Raw genomic sequence first — 17,485 nt, 5'->3', positions numbered from 1 at the left:
CCATCGTATCGACAGTCACCGATCAAACCGAATGACCGACACCATGCGCCCGACCACGCTGACTCTGCGCCGCACGACCGGCACCGCAGCCAGCAGCCGTCAGAAGACGGCAGCGGTCACCACGCCGGCGAAACCCGCCGGCAACCGCGATGCAGGCACGCGGGTCGTCAACAGCGATGCGCTGCTGCAAGGCCAAAGCCACGTCAGCATCGCGCATAACGGAGAGACTTATCAGTTGCGCGCCACCCGGCTGGGCAAACTGATCCTGACGAAGTAACGACCGAGTATTGTGGGGACCACCTCCCTGAGAGGTGTTGGGCAGTAGCCAGCGTAACGGCTTGCACGCGAGATCTAGACCCCTTCGTGCAAACACACTCAAGCAGCCGTTGCAGCAAGCCAAGCCACTTTTTTGGTTCTCGCACAAGGAAGAAAAAAGCGACACGTCGAAGGACGTGTCGCTTTTTGTTTGGGCGACCGATGTGCGAAGACGCATGCCGCCCGCATGATGTGGCTGCGTCAATGCACGACAGCCGAAGGAAGCGACAAGCAAGCCGCTTCAGAACCCCCAGAACATCAACCACCATGCGCTGTCGACGACGGCCAGCCCGACGGCAAACCACGCGAATGCCGCGAGCCGGCGCGGCCACGCCGCATAGCGCCCCGTCACCTTCCACGCGAGCCACGCACTCCATACGTTGGCGCCGACCAGAATCGCGATGCGCAGGTCGGTTGCCCAGCCGAGCGGCACATGCTCGGCGCGCAGCAACGACAGCGTCGTGGCCGACAGCCCGAGGAACACACCCGCCCCCGCGATCGGGATCAGCGCCTGGGCGAGGTGATGCAGGCGCACGCGATCGAAGCGACCGAGCATCAGCGTGGCGCCGGCCAGCAACACCAGCAGCGCCGTGCCGTACACGAGCCCCGTGCCGACGATGTAGCCGACGACCAGCCCGCCATCGAGCCAGGAGAACACGTCGTTGCGATCCGGGTAGTGCGTGAGCAGGAACCACGGCGCATTGGTCTCGAGCGGCCACGTGATGTCGTGGTCGATCAGCCAGCCCGCGAGCCATTGCTTGATCTGCACGAACCACGGGCTGACGGTCCAGTGGAACGCGCCGATCGCCACGCCGAGCAGGCCGTACAGGATCAGGGCGGTGTCCCACGGGTTGGCCCGCTCCGCACCGAGGTTCACGACTTCGTCGGACGGCGAGCGCAGCGACAGCGAAATCGCGTCGCGGTGCCCGCTGCAGCGGCCGCACATATGGCAGTCCGCCGCGCCCTTCATGTTGCGCAACGGCACGAGCGGCGCGCAGTTGATCGGAATCACGCGATGGCCGTGCTCGCCGTTCTTGTACGAACGGCGCCACGCATCCTCGTCGACCTTGTAGCGCATCGGCGCAAGCCGCGCGAGCAGCCCGAACACGCCGTTGACCGGACACAGATATTTACACCACACGCGTTTCTCGCGACCGTACAGCACGCCGATCACGATCGCGCCGACGGTCGAGCCGCCGAGCACGAACAGCACCGCGAGCGGGTACTGGTACACGCTCACCATCTGCCCGTAGATCGTCGTGATGCCGAACGCGACGAACGGCCAGCCGCCCCACCGGATCCAGCGCGGAATCGGGCCGCCGCGGCCGAACTTGCTCGCGTATTCGGTGAGCGCGCCTTCCGGGCACAGCACGCCGCACCACACGCGGCCGAGCATCACCATCGACAGCAACACGAACGGCCACCAGATGCCCCAGAACGCGAACTGCGCGATGAGCGTGAGGTTGTTCCACAGGTGCGCGGAATCGTCCGGCAGCGGCAACACGGCCGGCACGATGATCAGGAACGCGTAGACGGCGACGACGATCCACTGGATCCCGCGGATCAGCGCACCGTGGCGCTGCATCCACTGGCCGGCCTGCGCGAGCCAGCCCGGCTTGACGGCGGCGACAACGCTCATGCCGCGCGACCCGCTGCAACGGCCGGACGGCGGCTCGCGCGCTTCATCAGCAACCAGACGACCGCCCAGTACACCGCATAGGCGACCAGGTTGGTCAGCGCCGGGTGCGCGCGATAGCCGGTCAGCGTCGCGACGAGCGAACCGAACGTGCCCGAATCATCGAGGATCGCGGACGTATCCCACACCTGCGAGATGCCGAGCGGCAGGATTTCCTTGTCGATCAGCTTGTCGACGCCGGTCTGGAACAGGCCCGCGCCGAGGAACAGCAGCATCACTTCGGTGACGCGGAAGAAATGCCGCCACGAGAAGTACTTGCCGCCGAGCTGCAGCAGATAGAACGTGAGGAACGCGAGACCGAGGCCGATCACGACCGCGAGCATCTGGCTGCCGTCGACGTGGCCCGACTGACCGAACCCGAGGCCGTACAGGAAGATCACCGTCTCGCTGCCTTCGCGCGCGATAGCGAGCGCGACCAGCACGGCGACGCCCCACCAGTTCGAATCGCGCGTGCTTTGCTGCAGCGATTGCTCCATGTCGCGCTTCAGCGTGCGGCCGTGCCGGCGCATCCACAGCACCATCTGCACGATCAGCACGCACGCGATCAGCACCATCGCCGTCTGGAAATAGTCCTGCGCGTCGCCGGACAACACTTCGGTGAACCCGACCAGCGCGGCGCCGAGGCCGACGGCCATCAGCAGGCCGACGCCGACGCCGGCCCAGAGGAAAGGCAGGCCGCGGCGCGCGTCGGCGTCGCCGTTTTTCAGCCATGCATAGAGAATGCCGACGACGAGCAGCGCTTCGACGCTCTCCCGCCAGACGATGAACAAGATCTGACCCATCGATACCTCCTGACGCGCGGGGCAAGGGACTGGTGCGCCCGCGCGCAGATAAAACGCATTACTTCGCGACGATCACGCCCTGTGCCTGCTGGTGGAAATCGTCGAAAAACTTGTATTCGCCCGGCGACAGCGGGGCGACGACCACGAACGAATCGGCGCCGGGCGCGAGCACCTTCTCCTTGCGCAACTGCACGCTCTCGAATTCGGCGGCGCCCTTGCCGGTGTTCCTGATTTCGATCTTGAAACGCTGGCCGGCCGGCACTTCGATGCGGGCCGGATTCAGCTTGCCGTCCGTCATCTCGAGCTTGAACGTCGGCAGATCGGCGGCATGCGCCGCGCCGGCAAGCCACAGCGCGGCGGCTGCGGCGACGATTTTCTGGGGAATTTTCATACTGGGTTCTCTACGCCGACGGCGCGCCGAAGCGCGCCGTTCGTGATGCCACCGATCAGTAACCGCCCTTCTTGCCGATGCCGGCGAACGGGAAGTCGTACTCGAGCGTGATGGGCTTGAACCACGGGCCCACGCCCGTTTCCTTGTCGACGTGGCGACCGAACGCCATGTGACCCGACTGCATCGGCGGCTTGACGACCATCGTCAGGTGGTACTTGCCCGGGCCGGCGAGCTTCACGTTGTCGCCGTAGTGCGGGCCGTCGCTCGCGACCATGCCCATCAGGTCGCCTTCGGCCTTCCACTTCGTGTCGCCCTGCTTCGTCAGCTTGTACGTGACCTGCAGGTACGGCATCCAGTCGCCTTCCGCGAAACCGGTCGGGTTGTTCTTGACCGCATGGATGTCGGCCTCGAGGTGGATGTCGGAATCCGACGCCTTGCGCATCATGCCTTCCGGGTCCATCGTGATCGGCTGCAGATACACCGCGCCGATTTCCATGCCGCCCTGGATCTGCTGCTTGCCGATCGGATACTCGGCAGCCGAGGCCGACATCGCGGCCAGCGCCGCCGCTACCGCAACCGTCGTGCGGATGAACGAAGAACCCAACATGGACACTCCTTGTTATTTGTCTGACTATCTTGACGACATGCGGGCCGCTACCGGGCCGCCCGCTGGAAACACTAACGCGATAAAGAACGTTAATGCGAACTATTCTCAATACATGCGGAGTTTAGCACCGAACCCGTTCCGGAACAAACGGAGAGCGCCGTAAACCCCTGATCCGACAAGGCTTACAGGCGCTTTACCAAAAGGATACGGTGACGTTTGGAAAGATTTACCGGCCGCCGCTGATATGGTCGCCGACGTTCGCGCCGAACACGCGTTCGCGCAGTACGGCAAGCTGGTCGCGGGTCGCGGCGGCCTTCTCGAATTCGAGGTTCTTCGCGTAGTCGGCCATCTGTTTCTCGAGGCGCTTGATTTCCTTCGCGAGCTGTTTTTCCGACATGTCCTCGAATTTCGCGCGCTGCTGCGCCTCCTTCAGCTCCGCACGCGCGTCGTCGGCGTTGTAGACGCCGTCGATGATGTCCTTGATGCGCTTCACGACACCGCGCGGCGTGATGCCCATCTTTTCGTTGTGGGCGATCTGCTTCGCGCGGCGCCGCTCGGTTTCTCCGATCGCGCGCTTCATCGACTCGGTCATGTTGTCCGCATAGAGGATCGCCTTGCCGTTCACGTTCCGCGCGGCGCGGCCGATCGTCTGGATCAGCGAGCGCTCGGCGCGCAGGAAGCCTTCCTTGTCCGCGTCGAGGATCGCGACGAGCGACACTTCGGGAATGTCGAGGCCCTCGCGCAGCAGGTTGATCCCGACCAGCACGTCGAACGTGCCGAGCCGCAGGTCGCGGATGATCTCGACGCGCTCGACCGTGTCGATGTCGCTGTGCAGATAGCGCACCTTGACGCCGTGGTCGGCCAGGAACTCGGTCAGCTGTTCGGCCATGCGCTTCGTCAGCACGGTGATCAGCACGCGCTCGCCGGCCTTCACGCGCGCGTTGATCTCGGTCAGCACGTCGTCCACCTGCGAGCTCGCCGGCCGCACTTCGATTTCCGGATCGACGAGGCCCGTCGGCCGCACGACCTGCTCGGCGATCTGCCCCGTCACGCGCTTCTCGTAGTCGGCCGGCGTCGCCGACACGAACACGACCTGGCGCATCTTGCGCTCGAACTCGGGGAACTTCAGCGGCCGGTTGTCGAGCGCCGACGGCAGGCGGAAGCCGTAATTGACGAGGTTTTCCTTGCGCGCGCGGTCGCCGTTGTACATGCCGTTCAGCTGGCCGATCAGCACATGCGATTCGTCGAGCAGCATCAGCGCATCGGGCGGCAGGTAGTCGACGAGCGTCGGCGGCGGATCGCCGGGCGCCGCGCCCGAGAAGTGCCGCGAATAGTTCTCGATGCCCTTGCAGAAGCCGAGCTCCTGCAGCATCTCGAGATCGAAGCGCGTGCGCTGCTCGAGGCGCTGCGCCTCGACGAGCTTGCCGTCGCGATGGAAGAACTCGAGCCGTTCGCGCAGTTCGTCCTTGATCGTCTCGACCGCGCGCATCACGGTGTCGCGCGGCGTCACGTAGTGCGACGACGGATACACGGTGAAACGCGGAATCTTCTGCCGCACGCGCCCGGTCAGCGGGTCGAACAGGTGCAGCGTCTCGACCTCGTCGTCGAACAGTTCGACGCGCACGGCCATTTCCGCGTGCTCGGCCGGGAAGATGTCGATCGTGTCGCCGCGCACGCGGAACGTGCCGCGCTGGAAATCCTGCTCGTTGCGTGTGTATTGCATCGCGATCAGCCGCGCGATCACGTCGCGCTGGCCAAGCTTGTCGCCGGTGCGCAGCGTCAGGATCATCTGGTGGTATTCGGACGGGTTGCCGATACCGTAGATCGCCGACACCGTCGCGACGATCACCACGTCGCGGCGCTCCATCAGGCTCTTCGTCGCCGACAGCCGCATCTGCTCGATGTGCTCGTTGATCGACGAATCCTTCTCGATGAACAGGTCGCGCTGCGGCACGTAGGCCTCAGGCTGGTAGTAGTCGTAGTACGACACGAAATACTCGACCGCGTTGCGCGGGAAGAATTCGCGGAACTCCGCGTAAAGCTGGGCCGCGAGCGTCTTGTTCGGCGCGAACACGATTGCCGGGCGGCCGAGCCGCGCGATCGTGTTGGCCATCGTGAAGGTCTTGCCCGAACCGGTCACGCCGAGCAGCGTCTGGAAGGCAAGGCCGTCGCCGACGCCTTCGACGAGCGTGTCGATCGCGGTCGGCTGGTCGCCCGCGGGCGGATAAGGCTGGTAAAGCTGGAACGGCGACCCTTCGAAAGTGACGAATTTGGATTCGTCGAGCGCGTCGCCGACTTCGGCATGATGTTCGGACATGGAATGCGGCCGGAGCAAGGGCAAAGAAAGCATTCTAGCGCTTCGTGGCCGCGCGAACTGCTGTCGGCTCCTGACGCCCGACAGCCGCCCGAAATCGCGATTCGCCGCCAGAATCGCGACGGAATCACCGCCCTCGCCAGCACGAATTCGCTACAATGTCAGGCTGCTGCGCTTTCCGGCGTCGCGCCGTGGGCGCGGTCCCCTGCGCCCGCCCCGCCGGTTGAAAGCCTGACCCTCTTTTCACTACTGCCGAATCATCATGTCGCTCTTCTCCGCTGTCCAGCTTGCTCCCCGCGACCCGATCCTGGGCCTGAACGAAGCCTTCAACGCCGATGCGCGTCCGACCAAGGTCAACCTCGGCGTCGGCGTGTACACGAACGAAGACGGCAAGATTCCGCTGCTGCGCGCGGTGCGCGACGCGGAGAAGGCGCGTGTCGAGGCCGGCCTGCCGCGCGGTTACCTGCCGATCGACGGGATCGCCGCCTACGATGCGGCCGTGCAGAAGCTGCTGCTCGGCAACGACTCGCCGCTGATCGCGGCGGGCCGCGTGGTCACGGCCCAGGCACTGGGCGGCACGGGCGCGCTGAAGATCGGCGCCGATTTCCTGCGCACCCTGAACCCGAACGTGAAGGTCGCGATCAGCGATCCGAGCTGGGAAAACCACCGCGCGCTGTTCGAAGCAGCCGGCTTCGAAGTCGTCGCGTACCCGTATTACGATGCGGCCACGAACGGCGTGAACTTCGAAGGCATGCTGTCGGCGCTGAACGGCTACGCGGCCGGCACGGTCGTCGTGCTGCACGCGTGCTGCCACAACCCGACCGGCGTGGATCTGACCGAAGCGCAATGGCAACAGGTCGTTGACGTCGTGAAGGCGCGCAACCTCGTGCCGTTCCTCGACATGGCCTACCAGGGCTTCGGCGAGAACATCGAAGCCGATGCCGCCGCCGTGCGTCTGTTTGCCGCGGCCGACCTGAACGCGTTCGTGTCGTCGTCGTTCTCGAAGTCGTTCTCGCTGTACGGCGAGCGCGTCGGTGCACTGTCGATCATCACGTCGAGCAAGGAAGAAGCCACGCGCGTGCTGTCGCAACTGAAGCGCGTGATCCGCACGAACTACTCGAACCCGCCGACCCACGGCGGCGCGGTGGTCGCAGCGGTGCTCGCGTCGCCGGAACTGCACGCTTCGTGGGTGCAGGAACTCGGCGAAATGCGCGATCGCATCCGCGCGATGCGCAATGGTCTCGTCGAGCGCCTGAAGGCAAGCGGCGTCGATCGCGACTTCAGCTTCATCAACGCGCAGCGCGGGATGTTCTCGTATTCGGGCCTGACCTCGGCACAAGTCGATCGCCTGCGCGACGAGTTCGGCATCTATGCGGTCGGCACGGGCCGGATCTGCGTCGCAGCGCTGAACACGCGCAATCTGGACGCGGTCGCCAATGCGGTCGCGGCGGTCCTGAAGTAAAGCGACGCCGGGCGGCAGCCGTCACCGGCCCCGCCCTGCCGACATGAAAAACGCGCTCCACGGAGCGCGTTTTTTTGTGCCGTTCAACGCGGCGGGCGGCTACACCTCGCCCGCACCCGCGTTACTGCATGAACCAGCCGTGACTGACGACCACCGACTGGCCGGTGAGCGCGGCGCTCGGGAACGCCGACAGGAACAGCACCGTCTGCGCGACGTCCTGCACCGTCGTGAACACGCCGTCGACCGTATTGCCGAGCATCACCTTCTTGATCACGTCCTCTTCGCTGATGCCGAGCTCCTTCGCCTGCTCCGGAATCTGCTTGTCGACGAGCGGCGTGCGAACGAAGCCCGGACACACGACGTGCGAGCGTACGTTGTGCTTCGCGCCTTCCTTCGCCAGCACGCGCGCGAGACCCAGCAACCCGTGCTTGGCCGTCACGTACGCCGACTTCAGCGGCGACGCCTCGTGCGAGTGCACCGAACCCATGTAGATCACGACGCCGCCGCGATCGTCCTTGTACATATGCTTGAGCGCGGCCTTGGTCGTCAGGAACGCGCCGTCCACGTGGATCGCCTGCATCTTCTTCCAGTCGGCGAACGAGTAGTTCTCGATCGGGTTGACGATCTGGATACCGGCGTTCGACACGAGGATGTCGACCGAGCCGAACGCTTCGGCCACCTTGTCGATGCCGCTGTTCACGGCGTCCTCGTTGGTCACGTCCATCGCGACGCCGATCGCCTTGCCGCCTGCCTTGTTGATCTCGTCGGCGACCGCGTTCGCGCCGTCCTGGTTCAGGTCGGCGATCGCGACGGCCGCGCCTGCCTTGGCCAGCTCCAGCGCGATTTCCTTGCCGATGCCGCTTGCGGCGCCCGTGACGACTGCGGTCTTGCCGCTCAGATCTGCTGCCATGTCCGTCTCCTCCCGTTATCGGATCGATGAAACACGCGCCTGCCGCATCCGCGTTCATCGCAAAATCGCATCGGCGTGCCAGCCGTCATTGTGCACGATCGGCCCCGCCGTTCGCGCGCAAAACGTCTAAGCTTAAGGTCGGTTCCGTTCAGCAGGAGAGTCTCATGCACTATCGACGGCTAGGCCGCTCCGGCCTGCAGATCAGCGAGCTTTCGCTCGGCTCGTGGGTGACATACGGCAACCAGGTCGACCAGCGGGTCGCGCGCGAATGCCTCGCCGCGGCACGCGACGCGGGCGTCAATTTCTTCGACAACGCCGAGGTCTACGCCGGCGGCAAATCCGAGGAAATCATGGGCCACGCGCTCAAGTCGCTCGACTGGCCGCGTGTCAGCTATATCGTGTCCACCAAGTTCTTCTGGGGGCTCGCGGAAGCCCCGAACCAGTATCACACGCTGAACCGGAAATACCTGCTGAACGCGATCGACGGTTCGCTGCGCCGGCTGCAGCTCGACTATGTCGACCTCGTCTATTGCCACCGCCCCGATCCGCATACGCCGATCGAGGAAACCGTCTGGGCGATGAGCGACATGATCGTGCGCGGCAAGGCACTGTACTGGGGTACGTCGGAATGGAGCGCCGACGAGATCCGCGCAGCATGCGAGATCGCCGAGCGGCATCATCTGCACAAACCGGTCGTCGAACAGCCGCAGTACAACCTGTTCCACCGCACGCGGGTCGAGCAGGAATATGCGCGCCTCTACGACGATTACGGTCTCGGCCTCACGACCTGGAGCCCGCTGGCGTCGGGCCTGCTCACCGGCAAGTACCGCGACGGCGTGCCGCCCGGCAGCCGCGCGCAGTTGCAGGGCTATGACTGGATGCGCGAGCGCCTGACCGACCGGGCCGCCAACGACATCGTCGAGCGGCTCGGCGAGATTGCGGCCGAACTCGGCTGCAGCACCGGCCAATTGGCAATCGCGTGGGTGCTCGCGAATCCGCGCGTGAGCTCGGTCATCACGGGCGCGTCGCGGGTCGATCAGATCGGCGACAACATGCGCGCGCTCGACGTTGCCGCGAAGCTGACGCCCGATGCGAAGCAACGCATCGAGGCGGTGGTCGGCGATGCATACGAGTAAGGCGACTCACGGCCACTCGCGTACAATACGCGGCCGCATCGGCGCCCGGCCTGACGGTCGCGCACGATCGACCGCTTTCATCGATTCACCTTTCGTTTCAGGCAGCCAGCCATGCTCAGTTATCGTCACGGTTTTCACGCAGGCAATCACGCGGACGTGCTCAAGCACGCCGTCGTCGTCCAGCTGCTGCGCTACCTGAACAAGAAGGACAAATCGTACTGGTACATCGATACGCACGCAGGCGCCGGCGTGTACTCGCTGCGCGACGGTTATGCAGCGAAGACGTCGGAATTCGATACCGGGATCGGCCGGCTGTGGAACGAAAAGAACCTGCCGGAGGCGCTCGGCGACTATGTGGATGAAGTCCGCGCGCTGAACGACGATGGCGAACTGCACTTCTATCCGGGCTCCCCGTACATCGCATGGCGGTCGATGCGCGAGCAGGATCGTATGCGCCTGTTCGAAATGCACACGACGGAAATCGATGTGCTGCGCCACAATTTTCGCGACGCGGGGCGACGCGCGATGATCTTCGCCGGCGACGGCTTCGAAGGTATCAAGGCGCTGCTGCCGCCGCCGCCGCGACGCGCACTCGTGCTGATCGATCCGTCCTACGAGGACAAGAAGGATTACGCGCGCACGGTGAGCTGCGTGACGGAATGCCTGAAGCGTTTCGCGACGGGCTGTTATGCGATCTGGTATCCGCAGGTCACGCGGACGGAATCGCAGCGCTTTCCCGAGCAGTTGAAGCGCCTGCAGCCGAACAACTGGTTGCATCTGACGCTGACGGTATCGAATCCGCCGACCGACGGACTGGGCCTCTACGGCAGCGGGATGTTCATCCTGAATCCGCCGTATACGCTCGCCCAGAGCATGAATGAGGTGCTGCCCTACCTGGTCGAGAGGCTGGGACAGGATAGCGGCGCCCGCTTTCAGATCGAGCACCGCGGCAACTGATCGAGCAACCGGACGTTACGGCTACGGTCTCGGTGCGAGCCTCGGCTGGTTGGCCGGCTGCCCGCCCCACGCGGGAACATTGATATACGGTGCGACGAACAGCGGAACCGACGTGTTCGGCCCCTGCCCGGCCGGAGCCCGCATGCCTGCCGGCTCGACGATCGGCTCCGAAGACAACGGCGCCGTCTGCAACACCAACCCGCCCTTGCCGTCCTGGATACCCCGCTGCGTATCGAGAACGAGCGGCCTGGACGACGTCGCGGCACCGGCCGCGAGGCCATGGACGAGCACGACCGCACCCAGAACGAGACGCGTGCGGGCACTGCGATGCACATCGACACGCAAACGCATGATCGTGTCCTTCAGGATGAAAAGGCCCATACCATAGCGCTGCACCGACGATTTCGCCAGATCCAACGCACAAAAAACAAAGCCCCGTCAACACGGGGCTTGCTTATCGTTCGGTGCCACGCGGCACCTGACGGTGACTCCGATTACAGCGAGTAGCCGTTGGTTTCGAGCGAGCGGATGCGGCTCTCGAGCTGGACGATGTCCGACGACGTGGCGAGGTAGGCCTCACGGCGCTCACGTTCTGCGGATTCGAACCAGTTGCTCAGCTTTTCGACGATGTAGGCGATCATGACGTTCTCCAAGGAAGAGGGACCCCTGGTGAATCGAGATTCAGGGATTTCCCGTATAGGGTTATCCCGAATTATAGCGATGCCGCACCAAGATGCTAGTGAAATACTTGCATGGGAACCATTCCAATTTGGAATGAAGGCAGAAAATAAGCCTCTAACTCATTGATTTTGAACGAGATGGAGCTGCGGCCTGTTTTGAGGGTCGAGGGCGCGCACTAATTTGGTTCATCGACCGGGTCAGCGAGGCGCGCCAAAATCGGGCATTCAGGCCGGCCGTCACCATGGCAGTGCGCGGCCAGATCGGCCAGCGTGTCGCGCATGTCGCTCAGCTCCGCGATGCGTTTGTCGAGTTCGGCCACGTGCTCGAGCGCGATCGATTTCACTTCTGCACTGGCGCGTGAGCGATCCTGCCAGAGCATCAGCAGCTTGCGAATGTCCTCGACGAGAAAGCCGAGTCGTCGCGCCTGTCGGATGAACCGCAGGATATGGATTTCGTCCGCGCCGTAGATCCGGTAGCCCGCATCGGTACGCTTGCTCGGCGCAAGAAGGCCGACCTGTTCGTAGTACCGGATCATTTTCGCGCTGACTCCGGATTCGCGCGACGCGTCGCCGATATTCATTCCCCGCCCTCTTCATCAAGCCCTGGTTTCGAACACGAACGTCGACGGATGCCATCGCCGACGACACTTCGATCGTATCAAATCGAGGGGTTTCGTTCCGGGGAAAGGCTTGACCGCAGGAGCGCAGATGAGCTGATCTGGCGTGCGTACCGGCGGGTTAGGAGGAAGAGGCGCGCTTCGCCGCCTGCATATTTCCGACGCCGCAATGCAAAAACCCCCGCCTGTTCGGGCGGGGGTTTCTGGCTTAGGGAGCCTGACGATTACCTACTTTCACACGGGAATCCGCACTATCATCGGCGTAGAGTCGTTTCACGGTCCTGTTCGGGATGGGAAGGGGTGGGACCGACTCGCTATGGTCATCAGGCAAAGAGGGTTGTTGCGTTGCTTCGCAGCGCAACCAATCTTGGAAGAAGCAGTAATTTAGTTGGGTTGTGAGCTGTATCTCACACGTACGCGGTACTTCAACCGTCGTACGTCGAGTGCCTTGCACTCGACGCTCGATGTCCGTAAGCGCTCAAGCGCTAACGGGCATCGAGACAGACTTGTTATAGGATCAAGCCTTACGGGCAATTAGTATCAGTTAGCTGAACGCATTACTGCGCTTACACACCTGACCTATCAACGTCCTGGTCTCGAACGACCCTTCAAGGGGATCTAGTCCCCAGGGATATCTCATCTTAAGGCGAGTTTCCCGCTTAGATGCTTTCAGCGGTTATCTCTTCCGAACATAGCTACCCGGCGATGCCACTGGCGTGACAACCGGTACACCAGAGGTTCGTCCACTCCGGTCCTCTCGTACTAGGAGCAGCCCCCTTCAAATATCCAACGCCCACGGCAGATAGGGACCAAACTGTCTCACGACGTTTTAAACCCAGCTCACGTACCTCTTTAAATGGCGAACAGCCATACCCTTGGGACCGGCTACAGCCCCAGGATGAGATGAGCCGACATCGAGGTGCCAAACACCGCCGTCGATATGAACTCTTGGGCGGTATCAGCCTGTTATCCCCAGAGTACCTTTTATCCGTTGAGCGATGGCCCTTCCATACAGAACCACCGGATCACTATGACCTGCTTTCGCACCTGCTCGACTTGTCGGTCTCGCAGTTAAGCACGCTTATGCCATTGCACTATCAGCACGATTTCCGACCGTACCTAGCGTACCTTCGTACTCCTCCGTTACGCTTTGGGAGGAGACCGCCCCAGTCAAACTGCCTACCATGCACTGTCCCCGACCCGGATCACGGGCCAAGGTTAGAACCTCAAACAAACCAGGGTGGTATTTCAAGGACGGCTCCACCGAAACTAGCGTTCCGGTTTCATAGCCTCCCACCTATCCTACACAGATCGGTTCAAAGTCCAATGCAAAGCTACAGTAAAGGTTCATGGGGTCTTTCCGTCTAGCCGCGGGTAGATTGCATCATCACAAACACTTCAACTTCGCTGAGTCTCGGGAGGAGACAGTGTGGCCATCGTTACGCCATTCGTGCAGGTCGGAACTTACCCGACAAGGAATTTCGCTACCTTAGGACCGTTATAGTTACGGCCGCCGTTTACCGGGACTTCAATCAAGAGCTTGCACCCCATCATTTAATCTTCCGGCACCGGGCAGGCGTCACACCCTATACGTCCACTTTCGTGTTTGCAGAGTGCTGTGTTTTTATTAAACAGTCGCAGCCACCAGTTTATTGCAACCCCTTCACCCTCTGCGCGCAGGCGCATCAAGCTACAAGGGCGTACCTTATCCCGAAGTTACGGTACCAATTTGCCGAGTTCCTTCTCCCGAGTTCTCTCAAGCGCCTTAGAATACTCATCTCGCCCACCTGTGTCGGTTTGCGGTACGGTCATCGTTAGACTGAAGCTTAGAGGCTTTTCTTGGAACCACTTCCAATTGCTTCGCTCCCGAAGGAGCTCGCGCCACACCCTTGAATNNGCGCCCGGATTTGCCTAAGCGCCTTCTCCAATGCAGCGACCGGGACTTCCAACACCCGGACAACCTTCCGCGATCCGTCCCCCCATCGCATCTAACAATGGTGCAGGAATATTGACCTGCTTCCCATCAGCTACGCATTTCTGCCTCGCCTTAGGGGCCGACTCACCCTACGCCGATGAACGTTGCGTAGGAAACCTTGGGCTTACGGCGAGGGGGCCTTTCACCCCCTTTATCGCTACTCATGTCAGCATTCGCACTTCTGATACCTCCAGCATCCCTTCCGAGACACCTTCGCAGGCTTACAGAACGCTCTCCTACCATGCGAGCAAGCTCGCATCCGCAGCTTCGGTATATAGCTTAGCCCCGTTACATCTTCCGCGCAGGACGACTCGATCAGTGAGCTATTACGCTTTCTTTAAAGGGTGGCTGCTTCTAAGCCAACCTCCTGACTGTTTTAGCCTTCCCACTTCGTTTCCCACTTAGCTATATTTGGGGACCTTAGCTGGCGGTCTGGGTTGTTTCCCTCTTGACACCGGACGTTAGCACCCGATGTCTGTCTCCCGTGATTGCACTCTTCGGTATTCGGAGTTTGCTATGGCGGGGTAATCTGCAATAGACCCCCCAACCATGACAGTGCTCTACCCCCGAAGGTGAGACACGAGGCACTACCTAAATAGTTTTCGGAGAGAACCAGCTATTTCCAAGTTTGTTTAGCCTTTCACCCCTATCCACAGCTCATCCCCTAACTTTTCAACGTTAGTGGGTTCGGACCTCCAGTACGTGTTACCGCACCTTCATCCTGGCCATGGATAGATCACTTGGTTTCGGGTCTACGCCCAGCAACTGAACGCCCTATTCGGACTCGCTTTCGCTACGCCTGCCCTATACGGTTAAGCTTGCTACTGAACGTAAGTCGCTGACCCATTATACAAAAGGTACGCCGTCACCCCTTACGAGGCTCCGACTGTTTGTATGCATGCGGTTTCAGGATCTATTTCACTCCCCTCCCGGGGTTCTTTTCGCCTTTCCCTCACGGTACTGGTTCACTATCGGTCGATCACGAGTATTTAGCCTTGGAGGATGGTCCCCCCATCTTCAGACAGGATTTCACGTGTCCCGCCCTACTTGTCGCACACCTAGTTCTTTCATACTGTTTTCGCCTACAGGGCTATCACCTGCTATGGCCGCACTTTCCAGAGCGTTCGGCTAACAATACAAATAAAGAGTGCAAGGCTCATCCCATTTCGCTCGCCACTACTTTGGGAATCTCGGTTGATTTCTTTTCCTGCGGTTACTTAGATGTTTCAGTTCACCGCGTTCGCTTCGCATGGCCTATGTATTCAGCCATGGATACTCCAAAAGGAGTGGGTTTCCCCATTCGGACATCTACGGATCAAAGCTCGTTTGCCAGCTCCCCGTAGCTTTTCGCAGGCTACCGCGTCCTTCATCGCCTGTGATCGCCAAGGCATCCACCACATGCACTTGTTCGCTTGACCCTATAACGAGTCTGTCTCTCGATCATCGTTAGCGCTTTAGCGCTTACGAGGATCCGATACAAGGTTCGTTACAGGTTGAGTTCTCGCGTTGTGCCGTATTCCAATTGAATCGAACATAGAGTTCGAATCATCTTGAGATACATCGATACAATCACAACCCGGATAACTTTCACGTCCATCTCGAGACGCTTCCGCTATCCAAATTACTTACTTCTTCCAGATTGTTAAAGAACGACAGCCGATACTTTCGTATCCTCTGACTGGCTCAATCGCCAATGCAAAATTCTCGGTTCAGTCTCTGAACCAAGCCCTTAGCGTTGGTGATTGGTGGAGGCAGACGGGATCGAACCGACGACCCCCTGCTTGCAAAGCAGGTGCTCTCCCAGCTGAGCTATGCCCCCATGTACAGAATTCCTCAGGTGTACCTACCGCCAGACAATGGTGGGTCTGGTTGGATTCGAACCAACGACCCCCGCCTTATCAAGACGGTGCTCTAACCGACTGAGCTACAGACCCCTGAGTCTGTCTTTAATTTACAGCCGATAAGCGTGAGCGCTCAACTTCGCGAGATAGCTCTGGAAAGGAGGTGATCCAGCCGCACCTTCCGATACGGCTACCTTGTTACGACTTCACCCCAGTCATGAATCCTACCGTGGTGACCGTCCTCCTTGCGGTTAGACTAGCCACTTCTGGTAAAACCCACTCCCATGGTGTGACGGGCGGTGTGTACAAGACCCGGGAACGTATTCACCGCGGCATGCTGATCCGCGATTACTAGCGATTCCAGCTTCATGCACTCGAGTTGCAGAGTGCAATCCGGACTACGATCGGTTTTCTGGGATTAGCTCCCCCTCGCGGGTTGGCAACCCTCTGTTCCGACCATTGTATGACGTGTGAAGCCCTACCCATAAGGGCCATGAGGACTTGACGTCATCCCCACCTTCCTCCGGTTTGTCACCGGCAGTCTCCTTAGAGTGCTCTTGCGTAGCAACTAAGGACAAGGGTTGCGCTCGTTGCGGGACTTAACCCAACATCTCACGACACGAGCTGACGACAGCCATGCAGCACCTGTGCGCCGGTTCTCTTTCGAGCACTCCCACCTCTCAGCAGGATTCCGACCATGTCAAGGGTAGGTAAGGTTTTTCGCGTTGCATCGAATTAATCCACATCATCCACCGCTTGTGCGGGTCCCCGTCAATTCCTTTGAGTTTTAATCTTGCGACCGTACTCCCCAGGCGGTCAACTTCACGCGTTAGCTACGTTACTAAGGAAATGAATCCCCAACAACTAGTTGACATCGTTTAGGGCGTGGACTACCAGGGTATCTAATCCTGTTTGCTCCCCACGCTTTCGTGCATGAGCGTCAGTATTGGCCCAGGGGGCTGCCTTCGCCATCGGTATTCCTCCACATCTCTACGCATTTCACTGCTACACGTGGAATTCTACCCCCCTCTGCCATACTCTAGCCTGCCAGTCACCAATGCAGTTCCCAGGTTGAGCCCGGGGATTTCACATCGGTCTTAGCAAACCGCCTGCGCACGCTTTACGCCCAGTAATTCCGATTAACGCTCGCACCCTACGTATTACCGCGGCTGCTGGCACGTAGTTAGCCGGTGCTTATTCTTCCGGTACCGTCATCCCCCGACCGTATTAGGGTCAAGGATTTCTTTCCGGACAAAAGTGCTTTACAACCCGAAGGCCTTCTTCACACACGCGGCATTGCTGGATCAGGCTTTCGCCCATTGTCCAAAATTCCCCACTGCTGCCTCCCGTAGGAGTCTGGGCCGTGTCTCAGTCCCAGTGTGGCTGGTCGTCCTCTCAGACCAGCTACTGATCGTCGCCTTGGTAGGCCTTTACCCCACCAACTAGCTAATCAGCCATCGGCCAACCCTATAGCGCGAGGCCCGAAGGTCCCCCGCTTTCATCCGTAGATCGTATGCGGTATTAATCCGGCTTTCGCCGGGCTATCCCCCACTACAGGACATGTTCCGATGTATTACTCACCCGTTCGCCACTCGCCACCAGGTGCAAGCACCCGTGCTGCCGTTCGACTTGCATGTGTAAGGCATGCCGCCAGCGTTCAATCTGAGCCAGGATCAAACTCTTCAGTTTAAACCTGTTACTGTTTTCGGTTCAGTTAAGAACCGGTCGCTCACTCAAAGCTGACAGGAATATGAATCACTTCATAAACCTGACTTACTTTAGTGTGAGACTCTTGATACTTT

The 17,485-nt window shown here is 60.8% G+C and carries 13 protein-coding genes, 2 tRNA genes and 3 rRNA genes; 4 read left to right on the top strand and 14 right to left on the bottom strand.

Annotation, left to right across the window (positions count from 1 at the left end; all coding sequences use genetic code 11):
• Positions 1-31 precede the first annotated feature (31 nt).
• Complete coding sequence (locus tag HWX14_RS36070; RefSeq protein WP_034207822.1) at positions 32-277, top strand: hemin uptake protein HemP; 246 nt, start codon at positions 32-34, stop codon at positions 275-277.
• 279 nt (positions 278-556) lie between these two features.
• On the opposite strand, the gene HWX14_RS36065 is transcribed toward HWX14_RS36070, so the two are convergent.
• The 5 genes from HWX14_RS36065 to uvrB all read right to left on the bottom strand — a co-directional run bounded on the left by HWX14_RS36065 (position 557) and on the right by uvrB (position 6,108).
• Positions 557-1,954 carry a 4Fe-4S binding protein gene (locus HWX14_RS36065; RefSeq protein ID WP_175886786.1) on the bottom strand — a complete coding sequence of 466 codons (1,398 nt, stop codon included), beginning with the start codon at positions 1,952-1,954 and terminating at the stop codon, positions 557-559.
• Entirely contained in the window at positions 1,951-2,793 is an 843-nt protein-coding gene (locus tag HWX14_RS36060) for an FTR1 family protein (RefSeq protein WP_175886785.1), read from the bottom strand. Before HWX14_RS36060 ends, HWX14_RS36065 begins: the two co-directional genes overlap by 4 nt.
• 58 nt (positions 2,794-2,851) lie before the next feature.
• The gene (locus HWX14_RS36055; protein ID WP_006478303.1) at positions 2,852-3,184 is read right to left on the bottom strand and encodes a cupredoxin domain-containing protein; all 333 of its coding nucleotides are present in this window, start codon (positions 3,182-3,184) and stop codon (positions 2,852-2,854) included.
• A 55-nt stretch (positions 3,185-3,239) separates the two neighbouring features.
• Positions 3,240-3,791 carry an iron transporter gene (locus HWX14_RS36050; protein ID WP_006483880.1) on the bottom strand — a complete coding sequence of 184 codons (552 nt, stop codon included), beginning with the start codon at positions 3,789-3,791 and terminating at the stop codon, positions 3,240-3,242.
• A gap of 226 nt (positions 3,792-4,017) precedes the next feature.
• Positions 4,018-6,108, bottom strand: a complete 2,091-nt coding sequence (gene uvrB / locus HWX14_RS36045; protein WP_174387794.1) for an excinuclease ABC subunit UvrB — start codon at positions 6,106-6,108, stop codon at positions 4,018-4,020.
• A 259-nt stretch (positions 6,109-6,367) separates the two neighbouring features.
• On the opposite strand from uvrB, the gene HWX14_RS36040 reads away from it, so the two are divergent.
• Positions 6,368-7,567: an amino acid aminotransferase gene (locus HWX14_RS36040; protein ID WP_006478300.1), complete on the top strand. Its 1,200-nt coding sequence runs from the start codon at positions 6,368-6,370 to the stop codon at positions 7,565-7,567.
• A 121-nt stretch (positions 7,568-7,688) separates the two neighbouring features.
• Here the strand turns inward: HWX14_RS36040 and HWX14_RS36035 are convergent, their stop codons facing one another.
• Positions 7,689-8,477 (bottom strand): 3-hydroxybutyrate dehydrogenase, encoded by a 789-nt coding sequence (locus HWX14_RS36035; protein ID WP_175886784.1) that lies wholly within the window; start codon positions 8,475-8,477, stop codon positions 7,689-7,691.
• Between the two features lie 164 nt (positions 8,478-8,641).
• On the opposite strand from HWX14_RS36035, the gene HWX14_RS36030 reads away from it, so the two are divergent.
• Positions 8,642-9,613: an aldo/keto reductase gene (locus HWX14_RS36030; protein ID WP_175886783.1), complete on the top strand. Its 972-nt coding sequence runs from the start codon at positions 8,642-8,644 to the stop codon at positions 9,611-9,613.
• Between the two features lie 111 nt (positions 9,614-9,724).
• A complete protein-coding gene (gene rlmJ / locus HWX14_RS36025) occupies positions 9,725-10,570 on the top strand; it encodes a 23S rRNA (adenine(2030)-N(6))-methyltransferase RlmJ (protein WP_175886782.1) in 846 nt (281 codons plus the stop codon).
• A 21-nt stretch (positions 10,571-10,591) separates the two neighbouring features.
• On the opposite strand, the gene HWX14_RS36020 is transcribed toward rlmJ, so the two are convergent.
• From HWX14_RS36020 to HWX14_RS35985, 8 genes are all read right to left on the bottom strand, one after another.
• Positions 10,592-10,921 carry a hypothetical protein gene (locus tag HWX14_RS36020; protein WP_175886796.1) on the bottom strand — a complete coding sequence of 110 codons (330 nt, stop codon included), beginning with the start codon at positions 10,919-10,921 and terminating at the stop codon, positions 10,592-10,594.
• 143 nt (positions 10,922-11,064) lie between these two features.
• A complete protein-coding gene (locus HWX14_RS36015; protein WP_006478295.1) occupies positions 11,065-11,211 on the bottom strand; it encodes a DUF3563 family protein in 147 nt (48 codons plus the stop codon).
• A 215-nt stretch (positions 11,212-11,426) separates the two neighbouring features.
• Positions 11,427-11,831, bottom strand: a complete 405-nt coding sequence (gene cueR, locus HWX14_RS36010) for a Cu(I)-responsive transcriptional regulator (protein ID WP_059583527.1) — start codon at positions 11,829-11,831, stop codon at positions 11,427-11,429.
• Positions 11,832-12,082: 251 nt separating this feature from the next.
• A 5S ribosomal RNA gene (rrf, locus tag HWX14_RS36005) occupies positions 12,083-12,195 on the bottom strand.
• Between the two features lie 185 nt (positions 12,196-12,380).
• Positions 12,381-15,260: ribosomal RNA gene (locus HWX14_RS36000) — 23S ribosomal RNA — on the bottom strand.
• A gap of 325 nt (positions 15,261-15,585) precedes the next feature.
• A tRNA-Ala gene (locus HWX14_RS35995) sits at positions 15,586-15,661 on the bottom strand.
• Positions 15,662-15,699: 38 nt separating this feature from the next.
• A tRNA-Ile gene (locus HWX14_RS35990) sits at positions 15,700-15,776 on the bottom strand.
• A 63-nt stretch (positions 15,777-15,839) separates the two neighbouring features.
• Positions 15,840-17,372, bottom strand: a 16S ribosomal RNA gene (locus tag HWX14_RS35985).
• The 16S, 23S and 5S rRNA genes sit together here with 2 tRNA genes alongside, the layout of an rRNA operon.
• Positions 17,373-17,485 lie beyond the last annotated feature (113 nt).

This window comes from Burkholderia sp. BCC0044, assembly GCF_902832955.1.
Lineage (GTDB): Bacteria > Pseudomonadota > Gammaproteobacteria > Burkholderiales > Burkholderiaceae > Burkholderia.
Note: the sequence above shows the minus strand (reverse complement) of the source record. Positions and strands in the feature narration are given on the sequence as shown.